Source organism: Paenibacillus violae (assembly GCF_032461945.1).
Taxonomy (GTDB): Bacteria; Bacillota; Bacilli; order Paenibacillales; family NBRC-103111; genus Paenibacillus_E; species Paenibacillus_E violae.
Genome location: NZ_JAWCUD010000002.1, coordinates 630,599 through 645,247 on the forward strand (window position 1 = coordinate 630,599; position 14,649 = coordinate 645,247).

Here is a 14,649-nt window from a genome sequence, read left to right on the forward strand (position 1 = left end):
TGAAGCATGTTAAAGGATGAGGTGAAACCATGCAGCCTTCAAAAGTAAGCTACACTCCCAAGCTGACAACGCTCGTACTGGGTTCTCTGACTGCCCTCGTAGTTGTGTCTATCATACTTTTCCCTGACAAAGCGTTTCAATCTTCGCTCGAGGGGCTTACGATTTGGTGGAAACTCGTCTTTCCTGCCCTGTTGCCTTTTCTCATTATGATCGAGCTGTTGATTGGTTTTGGCGTCATTCAAGGGACAGGCGTTCTGTTAGACCCATTAATGAGAGTGATATTCCGTTTGCCCGGAGTGGGTGGTTGGGCGCTAGCTTCAGGCCTGATTGTAGGATTTCCTAGCGGAGCCAAAATTACTGCCACCCTCAGCGAAAAAAAACTCATCTCGCGAGATGAGACTGAACGTCTAACAGCTTTATCCCACTTGTGCAGCCCTTTATTCTTAATCATGGTTGTGGGTATCGGCTTTCTGCACAGTGCGAAACTTGGTCTTATCCTGGCCATCGTTCATTATACGACCGCTATTGTCACCGGCTTCTTAATGCGATTGCCTAAAAGATCTCAAATGCCTCAGCAGCCTTCGGATGATCAAAAAAGCGCTGCTCCTAAATCGTCAGGCTCTATCTGGAAGATGGCCTTGTCAACGATGCGACAAGCCTATCTGCACGATGGCCGTGCGTTCGGCAAGCTCCTAGGCGATGCAGTGATTTCCTCTGTTCAAACGTTAATGCTCATCGGCGGATATATGATGATCTTTTCCGTATTGATTAACGTCATTACCATTACCCATCTCACAGAAGTCCTTAAGCCCCTCGTCTCCTTCTTCTTGCGCTTCTTGAATGTCCACACGGATACATCACCGCAATGGGTGATGGGTCTGATGGAGATTCATCTCGGAGCCTATTCCTGGAGCCAAGTTCAGGGCATCTCCTTACTACCACAAATGGCGCTCATTAGCGCATTTCTTGGTTGGGGCGGCTTGTCCGCACATGCGCAAGTTGCTGGCTTTCACCAAAAAACAGAAGCACGCTATGGCTTTTTCTTCCAGTCCCGTATCTTGCACGCCGTTCTTGCCTTTGTAGGTACCATTCTATTTTGGAAACCTGTACAGTTCCTTCTCATAGATACAGAACCAAGTTTTCTCTGGTTGGATCAAACAACAACAAACACGAACACACAATTCGCATCTCAGCTGAACGGCGGCTCGATATGGGCTTTTTGGGGAGTTAACCTCTTTCAGTTCCTTCTTTTGATCATCACTATGCTAATCGTCTCTTCTTTTATAAGTACTTTTCGAAAAAAAGCCCAATAGATGGCTGCTTTAAGCTTTTGGAAATTTATTTTGCAGCGCTATTTCCACTTCGGGAGGAACTAAATCAACAACAGGCCCATGAAAACGAGCAATTTCTTTGACGATACTGGAGCTCAAGTAGGAGTACGTGGGCTTCGAGGTCATAAAGAAAGTCTCCACATCCGAGTTGAGCTTGTGATTCGTAGACGCCATTTGAAGCTCGTATTCAAAATCAGAAACAGCCCGAAGACCGCGCACAATCAGTCGCACATTGCGGTGCTTCATATAATTCACCATTAAGTCCCTGAACCCATCCACCTCTACATTCGGCAGATCCTTCGTCACTGTTCGGATTAGCTCCATTCTTTCTTCCAACGTGAAAAGAGGGTTTTTGGATGTGTTATTCAGTACTGCAACAATGAGCTTATCAAACACCTTCGCTGCTCTATGTATAATATCAAGGTGGCCATATGTCACCGGGTCAAAACTTCCCGGATATACAGCTACAGTAATGCCATGTTCTTGTTTCATCATGCTGTCATCTCCTCTCAAAATCCTATTCATCCCCTAAAGATTGTTTGTAAATTGTAACAGCGGTATCTCCATAGTCCGCTCTTCTTTGTTGCTTGAATCCGCCTATAACGTCGTCTAGAACATCCTTCGCGTCATGCTCCACCACAATTGTGGTACTCGCCTCAACGATAGCTTGTGTTTCCATCGCGTTGATCAGATCCACGATCACTTTCATTTTATATGGCGGGTCTAGAAAAACCAATTGGAACTGCTGCTCCCTCTTTGCTAAAGCCTTCAATGCCCGAGCGGCATCTGTCCGGTAAATCTCGGCTTGGTCTTTGAGCCCGGCTACTTGCAGATTATGCTGGATCGTATCGATGCTCTTCTTCTCAATATCAATGAAGACCGCTTTATCCATCCCGCGGCTCAGAGCCTCGATGCCTAACCCGCCTGTGCCTGCGAACAAATCGAGGACCTGCCCTCCATCAAAATAAGGCCCGATCATACTGAAGATCGCTTCTTTCACTTTATCCGTTGTTGGCCGTGTGCTGATACCGGGTACCGCCTTTAACGACCTGCCTTTGGCAGTGCCTGAAATCACTCTCATCTTGCGCTTTTCCCCTTCTGACTGGTTCATTCTTTTGCTATCGTACCACAAGCCCTATTCTGACACAAAAATTTTGTGCCTGCCATGTATAAATTTCCTGTAAAACGGTCATCCTTGAACTATCGACATCAGAGAATGTCGTAGACAACCGCGGAGAAGACTTACGTTTCCCCATAAGCTCTTCGTCCGGTTTCTCCTCTCCCATGAGACGGCCCGTAAAAGGGCCGTCGTATTAATTTAAAAAACAGTTTTTCTGAAACCCTTATGATATAAGGGTTTCTTAGTGTATAACAGGGGTTAAAAATTAAATAGTATAGTTATAGATTTTTCTTGTTGGGGACGGTTTGGGGACGAAATTTAATTATATAGAATAAATAACCTCATGTAAGATCCGATAAACTACATATAGAATATACAAGTTAATTTACTTAACCTTGGCCGATAAAGCTCTGATTTGGCATATTTAACGGCTCATCTTCCCATCCTCGAATAATTTTAATGGTATCTGTACTCCAACTATCCCAAATAATAAAGTTTTGTTCCGCCAACTTAACAAGAACAAATCTAATCTCTTTTTCATATTTCCCAGTTTTTGTACTCAGTTCATTGAAGGATGGCATATATCCGTGATGTCTATGGGAATAGTTCCAAAGAATACGCAAAATCTTTCGTTCGATATCTCGAAGCAAAATGATCACCTCGCTGTTATTATATGCGAACAAAATGCGAACAACAATAAAAAGCCTAAGGAAATTCCCTCAAGCTGCATTTTATCATGACAATTTGGGCACAAGACGACTTAAGAGACCTACTCATACCTCCTTTATTTAACGGTTGTTCTGATTTTCAAAACTAACAAACTAAGTCCATGGGAATTTACCCTTGGGCCATTAATAAGAGAGTTAATAATATTATGATACCGTACTTCCTACTCACATTAACAATTTTGAAATGTCAGTAATGACTAAACAAGTATATATCCGATCGCTGCGTTCTGAAGTATCTGAATTCCTTTCACTATAATGATAAATAAACATCCGCCTGCAATTCAGAACGATGAAATCGCTCGCCGGGCATTTATTTTTATCCTTACGAGGAATAGCCGTATCAATTTATGCTTTTTGTTTATAATAATCTCGAGGACAAGCAAAAAAATACGACTACACGGACAACGGATCAGGTCAGTAAAAAAAGACACAAATAACTACGCCGAAAGTGGAATTTGGAACCTAAGGAGGGAAGCAAATGCTTAACGATTTGGATAGCAATTACGACTGCGCGAATGCGGGCAATGATTTGCATAATCTGATCCAAGAGCTTGAACAGTTCGAGGGTCCCGAAGAGCAGCGCAACCGGCTCGAGAATCAGATCCATTTTATCCAAAATAAATGCTCCATCACGCACGAACACTTCCGTTACCGGTAAGAAGAAAGAAAAGTCCATGCTCCTATACCGGGCGCGGACTTTTTTCATGTTTCCCATCGATTCTTCTTCTAGTCAAAACGCAAGGAACCCCTTTTCCGACAGCACCCGATTGAGACATCATCGCCAAATAACTAAGCCCTCTATCGTGCATTGTGATTTGCAAACCGCACAAGTGGCCGACTCCACAATTCTCAGCGCATACTGCGGAATGTTTGAAATTTTTTTCTTAAGAACCTTGCCCTTTCCTTTTGATGGTCCCCCATACATTCGCCTCCTTACTTCACTATATGAAAATAAGCCCAAGGGAACTTTCCTTTGGGCCTTTGTTTTGTTTCTTCATTATAATAATAAATTTATTTCCCTTCCCACCCTACCAACAATTTTCAAGTACAGGGGGGTATTTCATATAAACTAATCCCGTAACTCGAACATGTTCGCAGCCAAGAGTTTGACGTTGATATCCAGCTCAAGCTCCGGAATATCTTCATTGATGGTCAAGCCTTTACGATAGCAAACTTCGTTTAAGGAGTAAATGTCAACAGATCGTTTCTTGCCAAGTTCATAGGTTTTTGTAATTTCATCTACGACGTTTTTTTTAATCAACATATTCATTTCATTCAGCTCTAATGGTTTCTTCTGCTCTCTAATGGAGGCGTCCATGCTAATTTCAAGTTTAACGATTCGTTTATCATTCTTATATGAGGCTGTTTTCTTTACCTTATTGTTCTTTAAGGCTGCGGTTCCAATAAATATGCCTTGATCGTCCTTGATGGGGAGTATACCGCGTAATGTTCTTTCTTTTAACCATTTCACTCCACTTGCTTCTTTACGGTTGAATCTGACTTCGCTCTTTCCCTTCTTCAAAGCAACAAGACCATCCACGGTTGGCAGCGTAAACGGTTTACCGTCTTTATCCCAGCTCTCGGAGAGTTTTATATGATCCAGCAGCATGGTTTCGAACGGTTCTCTTGAAGATCGTATGAACCTCTGATAATTCAATGGCTCAAAAGAGGATTGCATCTGCTTATATAAAAGATTTGGCTGATAGTACACTGTGTTAATCGAGGAGTTTCCAGTAATCGGCTTTGTGCTTAGAATCTTTCTAAGGTCTTCATTCGTAGCAAATACCCAGGGTGTATAGCGTTGATCGCGTGTTCGCATCAAATCGTCATGGATATTGAAAATCCCCTTAGCAAGCATACGATCGCTAAATATAAACGCTTTTGTCTGTGTCCAATCCATTCTCATCTGGCTTTCCTTAAGCAGATCGAACATCGCCATCCCGATACTTTCGCCTTCGCCTACTCCAACAACAATCGGATTCGGGGTGTTTCCGCTTCCTTCTTGCTTCGCCATGGACGCGAGATCATTTATTTGCGTATAGATTTTATATTTTCCGTCGATATAATCGATGCCGATCATATTAACGAAATTGAAGTATTGAATGTTCTTTCCGTCCCAGCATCCACAAAGAGATAACATGATGCAGCCGACCAAGGTCGATTTCCAGACTCTATTCATGACTTTCCGTCCCTCATCCTCGTATCGTCCTGCAATTGTAGGTTCTGTGCACGCTTTTTCATTTTATTCGCCGGTTTCTTAAGCAGAGCCCCTGTGATATCTGCCCAAGATGGCGGTGAAAGAGGAGAGAGATATGGGATCCCGAACGATTTGAGATCGGATAAATAGGCGATGACGAAGAAGATAGACAGGAAGAACCCGAACATCCCGAGAAAAGAGGTGATGATCATGATGGCGATGCGTGCAATTGATACGATGCCGCTCAGCGTCGGATTCACCAGCGTGTAGCCGGATATTACCGTGGTCGCAGCTACGACAGTTACTGTAGGGGACGTAATGCCGGCTCGTATGGCGGCATCGCCTACGATGATACCGCCGACGACGGTTACCGTTGGGCCTACAGATTTCGGGAGCCGCAGTCCTGCTTCTTTAAACAACTCAAACAAGATGAGCACGATAACTGCCTCTAATGGAAGTGAAACCGGAAGTCCAATGCGATTTGTTGCGATTGTTGCTAACAAAGGCAATGGAATCTGCTCGAAATTGAATCCGATCAGCGCGATGTAGAATCCGGGCAGGAACAAAGCCAAATACCAGCCAAACATTCGGATTAGCCGTTGAAAAGAACTGATCACCGCACGGAAATAGCCGTCTTCCGGCGATTTCATAAGCGATGTAAGTGTAATGGGAGCGATAATGGCAAGCGGTGAACCGTTAAGCAAAACTACGAAACGGCCGCCAATCAAATACTCAGCGGCAAAATCAGGCCGCCCGGTATTATCAATAAGCGGTACCACCGACATAGTCTTATCCGATATGGCTTCTTCCAGCTGAGAGCTAGTAATAAGCGCATCGATGTGGATGTTCTGTAACCTTTCTCGAGCCTCATCGACAGCCTCCTTATTAGCAATATCTTGAATGTAGAGCAAACATATCTCGGTCTGACTTCGGACACCAATTGTAAAAGATTCAACCTTGAGTGTCGGAGTTAGCAATCGCTTGCGGATTAGCGCTACATTAGTCTTGATACTTTCGGTAAATCCGTCGCGCGCTCCCTTGGAGGACGTTTCCGTTACAGACTCTTCCGGGTTTCTTTGAGGCGGATCTGCGACAAAGTGCAAGTAAAAGCATGCCGTATCCATGTCGAAGAGAAGTAAGTTGCCACTAAACACATAGGACGATAGCTCATTCTTCCAATTCGATGTTAAAGTAGCGGGGTGCTGCCGCAAAATGCCTGCACTACATGTGCTCAATTCATTTATTTGCTCCCGATTAGACATGCCTTGGCAGAAAATGAACAGAAGGCCGCCAATAGTTTCAAGGTTAACATCGCCGCAATCCTCAAATAACTGCCTTATATCACTTTCACTTATTTTAGCCATTTTGCTCCACCGCCTTCTTGTTCTTTCCTGCCCAAATACAAATTAGGAGTACTAAACTAGTGACACCGCAAAACAGACTGGAACTCGTATAATAAGTTTTTACATGATCGTGGAACTTTATATCTGACAGCTTAAGCTGATTGATTACAAAAAGAAATAAGGATATCAGGATGAATAAAATTTCTGGATGCCTCCATTTTTTCACCCACAGAGTGTGAATAATGTAGATCGCCAACGAAATTCGTATAAACGCACCGGCTAACCACTGATAAATGGACAAAAAGTCGGTTTGACTTAGCATGCTTCCGATGGATGCCATGCGCCACTGCTCGTAAGCCGGGTATCGTAGTTTCTCGGCTTCGAACGGACCGAACATGGCTATTATGCCTGACAATGGTCCGAACGTTAGCTCAATCAACATAAGAACAACCAGCATCATATTCATTCGAGACAGCTTGCCCTTCACATTGTCCTTCAGAAAGAACACGAGGAAGATCTCCGTGATCCCCGATGTTGTGTACCATGCGCCATTTGTGATAGATTGCGCTGAATTTTTGAAGATAGGGAACAAATAGCTGTAGTCTTTATATTGAAAGTTTACTGTCATAATATAAAAACCGAATAGAACGATCCAGGGAAGCAGAATACCATTGGTGATTGCAATTGCGGCCAGTCCTTTTCTTGCCGTGTAATAACTAATCCCGATGAGACATATGCCGACTACCCATGTTGGGGTATAAGTCAGGTATGATGTATTTGACCACACGATCGTATCCCGTATACTGATGCTAGCCTGAGTTAAGAAGTATAACGTGAATAGAACTGTGAAAATAAGCCACACCAGTGAATTTGTTTTCTCTTTTACCCAGGTGGAGAGCGAAGAAGGGATCTGTTTGTACATATATACATACAGCAGGCCAAGAAGTAAGGAAGGTACAATGCCTGCCAAGACAGAGATCCATGCGTCGCGGTTCGCGGTATCTAACAATATTGGAATGAGGATAACATGGTTGGAGATTCCGATATATGTAATCAGGAGCATAGACAACTGGAAGGGTGTGATTTTTCCGTTCAAACAAATCAGCTCCTACTTACGATGGCGGTATACTTAAATTTTCCAATTACACATATTTTATGCATATAGATAGATTTCATAAAGTAAACATAGCTAATTACAAGTCCATAGAAGATGATATGAAATTCACATGCGTACATCTAGTTAAAAATAAGTGTATAGCAGGCGTACAACATTGCTCTGTTTGAATGCTCAATGGCTTACTCAGCAAATATCCAACCTTCTGATCAACCAACTTTCGGACAAAACCATGCGGCAACTAGGGCAGCCACAAAAGCACTCGGGTCATTGGTATAACCGAAATCCAAACCAAATATAGCTTTGTAATCGGGCAGCTTGGCGATATCTCGCCATTCAAATTCTTCCTCACACCAATTCTCAAAGATCGCGCCTTCCGCAATCCCCAGTTGCCCTCACCTTCAACGCGGTAACGCTTCGGCTTATGTTTCCTCATCCATTCAAACAATTCCCGGTCGTCGTCTCCCAGGAACTCATTACACTGAAATGTAGTTGTAAGGGCTAATGTATTAGGATTTGGCATATCAAAAAAACGCTGTTTTAACCAATGGCGTTCATTCCATGGGTTAAAAGTCAGCGTTAATTGTTTGAAATATCCTTCTGGCAACTCACCACGGATGGACATATCGATCTTATCAAAGTCATCCTCATTTAAGATCTGATAGGCTTCTTCAAACCAAGCCCCGCACAAATATCCCGTATCCACCGTAATCGAAGTGATGGACATCGGGTCATCTAGGCCGCGGAATAAGATCTTCTGGCCGGTCGGCTTATATGTAGCCTCGAGCGGGCTTTTCTTAAACTGCCAAAGATGATCTACGCCTAGTCGACGTGTTGCCCATTTAAGTTGAGCAAACGTAGAAACTTTATGTGTATTGAACGTTTTCCGAATAACGAGTGTATTTGCAAGCGGCAACTTCATCATGTGATAGATGTGCCATAACACTGCTGTAACACTTTTCTTTGAACCACGGCCACCTTTAATAACTCGGTACCGACCGCGACACCGCCAGAAATCTACATAACCCTTCCCAATGGTCTGCTGCAAGCTAACTTCACTCATGCAGGTCATCCTTAAATACAACAGGATCAATAATATTGCTGTTGTTCAGAGTGTTAACTTCGGCTTGGAGTTTCTGAATTCTAAGATCACGCTAAGCATCTACAAAACGGTTCTTTAATTCAATGGCCTTTAACTTCTTATCCTGGACCCTAGTCAATGCTTCCTCCAGGCGAAGAAGGTCATTGATTACCCTAATAACTGTTTCCTCAATCTTCGTCGTAACAAGCTTATCTATCGGAACAACCACACTTCTGGTTTGACCCGTCTTGTCATCATGAACGGTTTGAACATCCTTCACGGTGATTCTCTCCTGCAGAACTTTCCTCTGCTTCTCAGATAACGCGTTACGAAGATCCTGGATCCGCTGCAGCATGCGTCGTTCTCTGATAGAAAAAAGTGTGATTGCTTCATCCGCTTGTCTAATCGGATCAGTCTCAACCAGGCGAGCCAGCTCTTGCTCATCTTCTTCAAGCGTATCCATCCATTTGGATTCAAACTCCCCGGTAGTGACTGCTTTTTTGTTGCCTGGTGGGCCACCATGTCCACCGCGGTTACCAAGAGCATTTTTACTTCCTTTCGGAGCTCCGCCTTTACTACCGACGGCATTCTTATTTCCTAAAGGAGCGCCAATTCATTTAGTAACGTTACCTTTCTTTTCATTAGTAACGTTACCATTTAATGAAGTATCCCATTTATCCTGGCTCTTCCATTTCCGTATCTGAGTTTCCCCTAGTCCGAGCTCTGCAGCAAGGTCCTGGCTTTAACTTCCCGTTACTCTCGAGCCAGATTTGTTTGGCTTTGTCCCTGTCCGGGCTGCGTTCTCTTGGCATTACATATCACCCACCTCCGGAGTAGAAAATTGAGAACAAAAAAGAGAGTCAGTTTGACTCTCACAAATAATCGGTACTAATGCTCTTTTTGAAGCTCCAGATTAATCTCAATCAACTTTTTCAGGTCCTCAACTGACTTGATCTCAATTCCTTCTATTAATGCTAACTCATGCTTAAGTAGCAATTCTTCATTCTCTTTGTTCGTATTTTCATCTTTCAATTGCGAACACTCCCATCATCCGTTAAAATGAAAAAGAGACCATGCGTTCGTATATCCGTGGCCACGGCAAACATGATCTCACCGGGAGTGTTCCGGTGACCTAGGAAGGACGTTAGCGCGTCCTTCTTTGTTTATAAAAAAACTCACTCCAAATGGAAGAGTAGTAAGAACACTTAATCAAATTTTTATGAAATTTGTTTATTTAACCTACTATGAAACTCATTTAATAGTATATCGAGCTCCTGTGGCTTACATACGATTACATCACTATTGATTGAGATACCCTCCAAATACATATGAACCAACGGTTGTCTAAGTGTCTCAATTTCTTCTGTCAAACTAGCAAGCTCCAAATCAATTTGCCCCTTCTTGTTGAGTTTGGGACTATTTTACTTTTACTTCCTCACTATGACATCCTTTATTTTTCCATAATAAGCAAAATCAAAGAAGCATATTTCATAGGAAAAGGGGAGCAGTTTGCAGCAGACTTTTGTCTGGAGGCCGAGGAGACGTTAGCGAGTCCTCTTATTTTGCTATGATTAAGAATAAAAAAGACCGCCAAATTAAATAGGCATTCGCACTGTCTTAATCTCCCCTCCTTGCATTAAATATCTAATCATAACGAAGGGGTTGATTCAAAATGGCAATACGTCCTCCCCAAACATTGAAGGGGAATTACAAAAAAGTGCCTCTCACGAGATTCCGCTCTGTGAAACCTACTCAAACTCTCACCCGTTTTACAGTCATATGGGCTAATAACAATGGTGTACCTTTTAATACGACCGGATTTTTTGCAGTACTCCGGCGTACGAATGGAACTTTCGTTCAAGCGGTTAATTTCGATCGTTTTGGCACAGCAGTTTTCTTCGCTGTTCGCACACCGACCAACAGGCCTTTTATCCTCCGCACATTCAGAAACGACGGAACACTATTCCGGGTCCGATTCGTACCCGCCGGTGTCTCTTCGTTTGTAGTAATCGGATAAGTGAATGCCGGGGGCTCCCCGGCATTTTTTTATGTATTTATCAATTATTCCATATGTTGTTTACATAATCGTTTCGTTTCAAATTTAACTCATAGCCGGTCGATGGAAGCCTACGGTATAGTTGTCACCAGCCCGATAATTCAATGGTTATCAAGAAAATTACGCAGCTTTAGTCCGAATTAAAAGAACTGGCTCAATACCTGTAAACTCATAAAAACGCTTCTTAATAACATCGGAAAATACCGGATCAAGCTCCAAAGTCCTACACGTCCTATCCATCTGCTCACAAGTCATAAGCGTAGAGCCGCTACGCCAAAGAAGTCCAAAACGAAATCACCGCGCTGGCTGCTGTTCCCTATAGAAATCTGTAAGAGCTCCAGTGGCTTCTGCGTTGGATGAACATATTTTGTAACATCACCCCGGGATACTTCCCAAATCGTCTCTGGCTCTAACAGTTCTTGTGGCAACCCGGCCTTCCAAATGGTCGTCTGCTTCCGATCCCCGTACCATGCCGGGGACTTACCCTTCAAATGAGCATAGGAAACAGGCTCATGCTTGTAACGATACTGGGACCAACCATAAGAAGCAGCGTTCTTTAACCAGATACACTGCGACCTTACAACGATACCGGCCGCGTTCATGGCATCCTCGAACTGCCGTTGATAAGAAGAAGGATGAAATACATAGATAGCTGCCTTCGGGTCCATAACCGAAGCGTAACAAGAAAAACAGCATTTAAAAAGCCCGCAAACTCCTCTGCGGGCATGTCGTCATTCATAATTGTTCCTCGGCCATCTGCGGCCAGCCTGGCCGAATCGCTCTCCACTGCTACATTATAAGGTGGGTCAGTCACAACCAGCGCAGCCTTGGCGCCCTCCATGAGTTTCTGCACATCTTCAAGCTTGGTTGCATCGCCACACACCAAAAGATGCCGGCCGAGCTGCCACACATCCCCGTATCGAGTCTCAGGCTCTTTGATCTCATCCAAAGCACGCTGAACATCGAACTCATCTTCCTTGACCGGAGTAATAAGCTCAGTGTCTGAGTTCAAGCCAGGCAGCAATTGATTAAGCTCGTCCAATTGAAAACCGGTTTGAGTTGATAACTCTTCGAGTGAATAATGAGCTGTTAACTCCTCCAAAAGCGATGCAAGCAGCTCCTCATTAGTCCGACCACGTAAATGGCTCAGACTAATCGTTAAGAGCTTAGATTCCTCATCGGTTGACTCGACGATGACACATGTAAGCTCAGCCACACATTTGTGTTGCCAGCTAAAACTAACTCTAGGATGTCTTTGAGATCCTTATACAATACTGTTTTACCTCCGTATTCACCATTTCTAAACCCATTTAATTCCAATGGAATTATTTCTACAAAATATTACATTTCTCTCATTTTGTCTAGTATAAATCTACTACTAAATTTAAAAGCCTATCCCACAAGTAATAAGATGTTACCCAGAACTTACTATATTAAAATTTCCACATTGTTACATTTAAGTGTTAATGATACAATGAAAAATATTATTCTAGGAGGAACAGTATTGTCTTATTTTGCACCCAAGTCTAACAAAGAAGAAATTATTGAGTATTCCTATGATCGACCAATTGGTATTACTTTACTAGCTATTTGGATCGCCATTGCAGCTGTTATAGTTCTAGTTGCACAGGTTGCATTTTTTAGCAGGCTGGATGATGTATCTTCATTAATTGGAGTATCGAGCTACTTCTTTCAAGTAGCAGTCACTTTTTTAGGAGTTCTTAGTCTTGCAACCACAGTTGGAATGTTCCTTGGCAAGAAGTGGGGTTGGTGGCTCGCGTTATTTTATTTTGCTTATGAAATCACACGAAATTTGAATGCAATGATTTCTATACCCTTGCTCGTTGAACAATACGGTGATGTTAGTTCACAATATGTAACAAGTTATTATCTAAAAAATGGTGTACGATCTGCCTTTGATGGCTTTCTAATATTTTATCTATGCCGTGAATCAGTTACTTCATATTTCCGAACTACAGAAACAAAAAAGTGGAAAGCACTTCTTATCGTATTCGGAATATGCATAGCTATAATCTTAATCTCCTCTCTATTACAATAACGTTTATATTGAGAAACAGCCTATCCCACAAGGAATAGGCTGTTGTGCAAGTCCTCTGATATTTTCTTCTGTGCTCGCGTCACATAAACCTCCACAGTTCCTTTACTAACCCCAAGCATCCCAGCAATCTCACTAAACGAAAAGCTCCCCATGAGCCAACACGTAACACTCTCGCTCCCTTTCGCTTAGTCTAGATAACGCATCTTCAATCTGGAACCTCTTCCAATCTGAAAGGTTAGCGGGGCTGCCCGCCGAACTCTGTGAGATGTACGCCTGCATCCGGACCGGATCCGTAAGCTTCTCTCGCTGATACGCTGCCCGACGCTCACCCCCTCGCTTTATTCCCTGGCCGCCGGCCACTTTCTAGCCACTCGATCATCCACTCGCAATCTGCCACCATCTCATTAATTACTCGCCGGTCAGTCTGCAACAACGAAAGTTCATCTTGTTTACTAAGAATCTTTCTTCTTGCTGCTCAATCTCTTTAATCTTACTTGTCTTCTCAGCTGCCAGCTTTCTCAACATGGCAGCCGTTTGTTTATAACCTTCAGATAAATTATTGCATCCCATTCCCTCACACCTCCTCAGTGTGTTAGTATTGGTTATAGGAACATATGTTTGATCCCCCGTGATTCTTGCTAGGAGACGGGGGATCTTTATTTTCTACGTGAATTAACCTAAAATCAGGTTCCTTATAAATTTGCATCTTCAAGATGTACGGCATAATATTTTACCAATTGTTAACATATGATCTGTAGAGTTACAATACATCTTACCGTTGGGAGAGTGATGCAAATATGAAATCCCTTAAAACAAAAGTATTTTTACTCCTTGCAAGTTCTAGCTTAATGCTTCCGAGCGCTATTAGTGCTGCAACCGAGACTGTAAATACACCAGCTCACACGTATAAGAATGGCATTATTCACACTTTAGTCCATGGCATTTATGTACCTGGCAACTATATAAATGTTGATGAAAATACAGTTGCTGCATATATCCCCGGAGGGGTGGGAGTAATTGTAGTCGATAAGGATGCTGTTTTGCCAGAAGGTTCCAAAATCTTAAAATAGATAAAACAAGTTAATTTTGAGCATCGGGTCTTCACTCGATGCTCAATTTATGTTTCTCCTGAATTTTCTGTTTCAGTCGGTGTTCACTAATGTTCATCACTTTTTTAGAGGTGAATAAATTCTGTGAAATTGTATAATATAACGCTAATAATTCTAAGGAGTGATATTTTTGAAAGATACGGCTACTGCTGAAAATGATGAACCTACAATCGCCCCAGGTATGAACACGCACGACCCACTTGAAGAGAAAGCTACTGAAGAGGAAATTGATAGAGGGGACACAACTTCAGTAACTCGTCTATATTTGGATCGTACACCGGAAGACTAAGTGGATATATGGAGGGCAAGTTCATGAGATGTATCTACTGTGACAATGTGAAGCAAATAAAAGGGAAAAAAAGTACGTGCTTTATTTGTAGTGCTATTACCAAAAACCGATAACAGCTTTATCTTTGAGCGATATTTTAGGCTTTTAAATTCTGATCACAATTGTTAAATGATGGAATATATTGCAATCGTGTCAACCCTCATCCTTTTTACCACTTCATCG

At 42.7% G+C, this 14,649-nt stretch carries 21 protein-coding genes and 1 pseudogene; 6 read left to right on the top strand and 16 right to left on the bottom strand.

Annotation, left to right across the window (positions count from 1 at the left end; all coding sequences use genetic code 11):
- The first annotated feature begins 29 nt into the window (after positions 1 to 29).
- Positions 30 to 1,313: a nucleoside recognition domain-containing protein gene (locus RQP52_RS09875; protein WP_315951153.1), complete on the top strand. Its 1,284-nt coding sequence runs from the start codon at positions 30 to 32 to the stop codon at positions 1,311 to 1,313.
- 9 nt (positions 1,314 to 1,322) lie between these two features.
- On the opposite strand, the gene coaD is transcribed toward RQP52_RS09875, so the two are convergent.
- From coaD to RQP52_RS09890, 3 genes are all read right to left on the bottom strand, one after another.
- Positions 1,323 to 1,826: a pantetheine-phosphate adenylyltransferase gene (coaD, locus tag RQP52_RS09880; protein ID WP_315951154.1), complete on the bottom strand. Its 504-nt coding sequence runs from the start codon at positions 1,824 to 1,826 to the stop codon at positions 1,323 to 1,325.
- Positions 1,827 to 1,848: 22 nt separating this feature from the next.
- A complete protein-coding gene (gene rsmD, locus RQP52_RS09885; protein ID WP_315951156.1) occupies positions 1,849 to 2,412 on the bottom strand; it encodes a 16S rRNA (guanine(966)-N(2))-methyltransferase RsmD in 564 nt (187 codons plus the stop codon).
- Positions 2,413 to 2,840: 428 nt separating this feature from the next.
- Positions 2,841 to 3,101 (bottom strand): hypothetical protein, encoded by a 261-nt coding sequence (locus RQP52_RS09890; RefSeq protein WP_315951158.1) that lies wholly within the window; start codon positions 3,099 to 3,101, stop codon positions 2,841 to 2,843.
- A 556-nt stretch (positions 3,102 to 3,657) separates the two neighbouring features.
- Here RQP52_RS09890 and RQP52_RS09895 point away from each other — a divergent pair.
- Positions 3,658 to 3,837, top strand: coding sequence for a DUF2524 domain-containing protein (locus RQP52_RS09895; protein WP_157321305.1), 180 nt, complete (start codon positions 3,658 to 3,660; stop codon positions 3,835 to 3,837).
- 411 nt (positions 3,838 to 4,248) lie between these two features.
- On the opposite strand, the gene RQP52_RS09900 is transcribed toward RQP52_RS09895, so the two are convergent.
- The 9 genes and pseudogenes from RQP52_RS09900 to RQP52_RS36450 form a co-directional block, all read right to left on the bottom strand.
- Positions 4,249 to 5,358, bottom strand: coding sequence for a Ger(x)C family spore germination protein (locus RQP52_RS09900; RefSeq protein WP_315951159.1), 1,110 nt, complete (start codon positions 5,356 to 5,358; stop codon positions 4,249 to 4,251).
- Positions 5,355 to 6,740: a spore germination protein gene (locus tag RQP52_RS09905; RefSeq protein ID WP_315951161.1), complete on the bottom strand. Its 1,386-nt coding sequence runs from the start codon at positions 6,738 to 6,740 to the stop codon at positions 5,355 to 5,357. Before RQP52_RS09905 ends, RQP52_RS09900 begins: the two co-directional genes overlap by 4 nt.
- Positions 6,733 to 7,815 (bottom strand): GerAB/ArcD/ProY family transporter, encoded by a 1,083-nt coding sequence (locus RQP52_RS09910; protein WP_315951163.1) that lies wholly within the window; start codon positions 7,813 to 7,815, stop codon positions 6,733 to 6,735. Before RQP52_RS09910 ends, RQP52_RS09905 begins: the two co-directional genes overlap by 8 nt.
- A 259-nt stretch (positions 7,816 to 8,074) precedes the next feature.
- Positions 8,075 to 8,896 (bottom strand): PBSX family phage terminase large subunit, encoded by an 822-nt coding sequence (locus RQP52_RS09915; RefSeq protein ID WP_315951164.1) that lies wholly within the window; start codon positions 8,894 to 8,896, stop codon positions 8,075 to 8,077.
- Between the two features lie 91 nt (positions 8,897 to 8,987).
- Positions 8,988 to 9,377, bottom strand: a complete 390-nt coding sequence (locus tag RQP52_RS09920; RefSeq protein WP_315951166.1) for a hypothetical protein — start codon at positions 9,375 to 9,377, stop codon at positions 8,988 to 8,990.
- A gap of 150 nt (positions 9,378 to 9,527) precedes the next feature.
- Positions 9,528 to 9,617 (bottom strand): annotated as a pseudogene (locus RQP52_RS36445) (terminase); the annotation flags it as partial.
- On the bottom strand, positions 9,589 to 9,726 hold the full coding sequence (locus RQP52_RS09925) for a phage terminase small subunit-related protein (protein WP_379174106.1): 138 nt from the start codon (positions 9,724 to 9,726) through the stop codon (positions 9,589 to 9,591). The pseudogene RQP52_RS36445 and the gene RQP52_RS09925, both read right to left, overlap by 29 nt.
- A 76-nt stretch (positions 9,727 to 9,802) precedes the next feature.
- A complete protein-coding gene (locus tag RQP52_RS09930) occupies positions 9,803 to 9,946 on the bottom strand; it encodes a hypothetical protein (protein ID WP_315951168.1) in 144 nt (47 codons plus the stop codon).
- 185 nt (positions 9,947 to 10,131) lie between these two features.
- Positions 10,132 to 10,299, bottom strand: coding sequence for a Spo0E family sporulation regulatory protein-aspartic acid phosphatase (locus tag RQP52_RS36450; RefSeq protein ID WP_379174108.1), 168 nt, complete (start codon positions 10,297 to 10,299; stop codon positions 10,132 to 10,134).
- Between the two features lie 287 nt (positions 10,300 to 10,586).
- On the opposite strand from RQP52_RS36450, the gene RQP52_RS09935 reads away from it, so the two are divergent.
- On the top strand, positions 10,587 to 10,931 hold the full coding sequence (locus RQP52_RS09935; protein WP_315951170.1) for a hypothetical protein: 345 nt from the start codon (positions 10,587 to 10,589) through the stop codon (positions 10,929 to 10,931).
- 290 nt (positions 10,932 to 11,221) lie between these two features.
- Here the strand turns inward: RQP52_RS09935 and RQP52_RS09940 are convergent, their stop codons facing one another.
- A complete protein-coding gene (locus RQP52_RS09940; protein WP_315951171.1) occupies positions 11,222 to 11,638 on the bottom strand; it encodes a DNA methyltransferase in 417 nt (138 codons plus the stop codon).
- Entirely contained in the window at positions 11,569 to 12,186 is a 618-nt protein-coding gene (locus RQP52_RS09945) for a hypothetical protein (protein ID WP_315951173.1), read from the bottom strand. Before RQP52_RS09945 ends, RQP52_RS09940 begins: the two co-directional genes overlap by 70 nt.
- A gap of 288 nt (positions 12,187 to 12,474) precedes the next feature.
- On the opposite strand from RQP52_RS09945, the gene RQP52_RS09950 reads away from it, so the two are divergent.
- Entirely contained in the window at positions 12,475 to 13,029 is a 555-nt protein-coding gene (locus RQP52_RS09950; RefSeq protein WP_315951174.1) for a hypothetical protein, read from the top strand.
- 20 nt (positions 13,030 to 13,049) lie between these two features.
- On the opposite strand, the gene RQP52_RS09955 is transcribed toward RQP52_RS09950, so the two are convergent.
- Complete coding sequence (locus RQP52_RS09955) at positions 13,050 to 13,181, bottom strand: sigma factor-like helix-turn-helix DNA-binding protein (protein WP_315951175.1); 132 nt, start codon at positions 13,179 to 13,181, stop codon at positions 13,050 to 13,052.
- Between the two features lie 256 nt (positions 13,182 to 13,437).
- Complete coding sequence (locus tag RQP52_RS09960) at positions 13,438 to 13,599, bottom strand: hypothetical protein (protein WP_315951177.1); 162 nt, start codon at positions 13,597 to 13,599, stop codon at positions 13,438 to 13,440.
- 227 nt (positions 13,600 to 13,826) lie between these two features.
- Here RQP52_RS09960 and RQP52_RS09965 point away from each other — a divergent pair, with 227 nt between their 5' ends.
- Positions 13,827 to 14,099: a hypothetical protein gene (locus RQP52_RS09965; RefSeq protein ID WP_315951178.1), complete on the top strand. Its 273-nt coding sequence runs from the start codon at positions 13,827 to 13,829 to the stop codon at positions 14,097 to 14,099.
- 169 nt (positions 14,100 to 14,268) lie between these two features.
- The gene (locus RQP52_RS09970; protein ID WP_315951522.1) at positions 14,269 to 14,427 is read left to right on the top strand and encodes a hypothetical protein; all 159 of its coding nucleotides are present in this window, start codon (positions 14,269 to 14,271) and stop codon (positions 14,425 to 14,427) included.
- The last annotated feature ends 222 nt before the right edge of the window (positions 14,428 to 14,649 follow it).

Bases quoted from the DNA above. Each gene is read 5' to 3' on its own strand.
- RQP52_RS09875 (WP_315951153.1), top strand. From the start codon at position 30: ATGCAGCCTTCAAAAGTAAGCTACACTCCCAAGCTGACAACGCTCGTA.
- RQP52_RS09905 (WP_315951161.1), bottom strand. From the start codon at position 6,740: ATGGCTAAAATAAGTGAAAGTGATATAAGGCAGTTATTTGAGGATTGC.
- coaD (WP_315951154.1), bottom strand. From the start codon at position 1,826: ATGATGAAACAAGAACATGGCATTACTGTAGCTGTATATCCGGGAAGT.
- RQP52_RS09960 (WP_315951177.1), bottom strand. From the start codon at position 13,599: ATGGGATGCAATAATTTATCTGAAGGTTATAAACAAACGGCTGCCATG.
- RQP52_RS09965 (WP_315951178.1), top strand. From the start codon at position 13,827: ATGAAATCCCTTAAAACAAAAGTATTTTTACTCCTTGCAAGTTCTAGC.
- RQP52_RS09920 (WP_315951166.1), bottom strand. From the start codon at position 9,377: ATGGATACGCTTGAAGAAGATGAGCAAGAGCTGGCTCGCCTGGTTGAG.
- RQP52_RS09895 (WP_157321305.1), top strand. From the start codon at position 3,658: ATGCTTAACGATTTGGATAGCAATTACGACTGCGCGAATGCGGGCAAT.
- RQP52_RS09925 (WP_379174106.1), bottom strand. From the start codon at position 9,726: ATGCCAAGAGAACGCAGCCCGGACAGGGACAAAGCCAAACAAATCTGG.
- RQP52_RS09940 (WP_315951171.1), bottom strand. From the start codon at position 11,638: ATGGACCCGAAGGCAGCTATCTATGTATTTCATCCTTCTTCTTATCAA.
- rsmD (WP_315951156.1), bottom strand. From the start codon at position 2,412: ATGAGAGTGATTTCAGGCACTGCCAAAGGCAGGTCGTTAAAGGCGGTA.
- RQP52_RS09900 (WP_315951159.1), bottom strand. From the start codon at position 5,358: ATGAATAGAGTCTGGAAATCGACCTTGGTCGGCTGCATCATGTTATCT.
- RQP52_RS09935 (WP_315951170.1), top strand. From the start codon at position 10,587: ATGGCAATACGTCCTCCCCAAACATTGAAGGGGAATTACAAAAAAGTG.
- RQP52_RS09955 (WP_315951175.1), bottom strand. From the start codon at position 13,181: ATGGGGAGCTTTTCGTTTAGTGAGATTGCTGGGATGCTTGGGGTTAGT.
- RQP52_RS09915 (WP_315951164.1), bottom strand. From the start codon at position 8,896: ATGAGTGAAGTTAGCTTGCAGCAGACCATTGGGAAGGGTTATGTAGAT.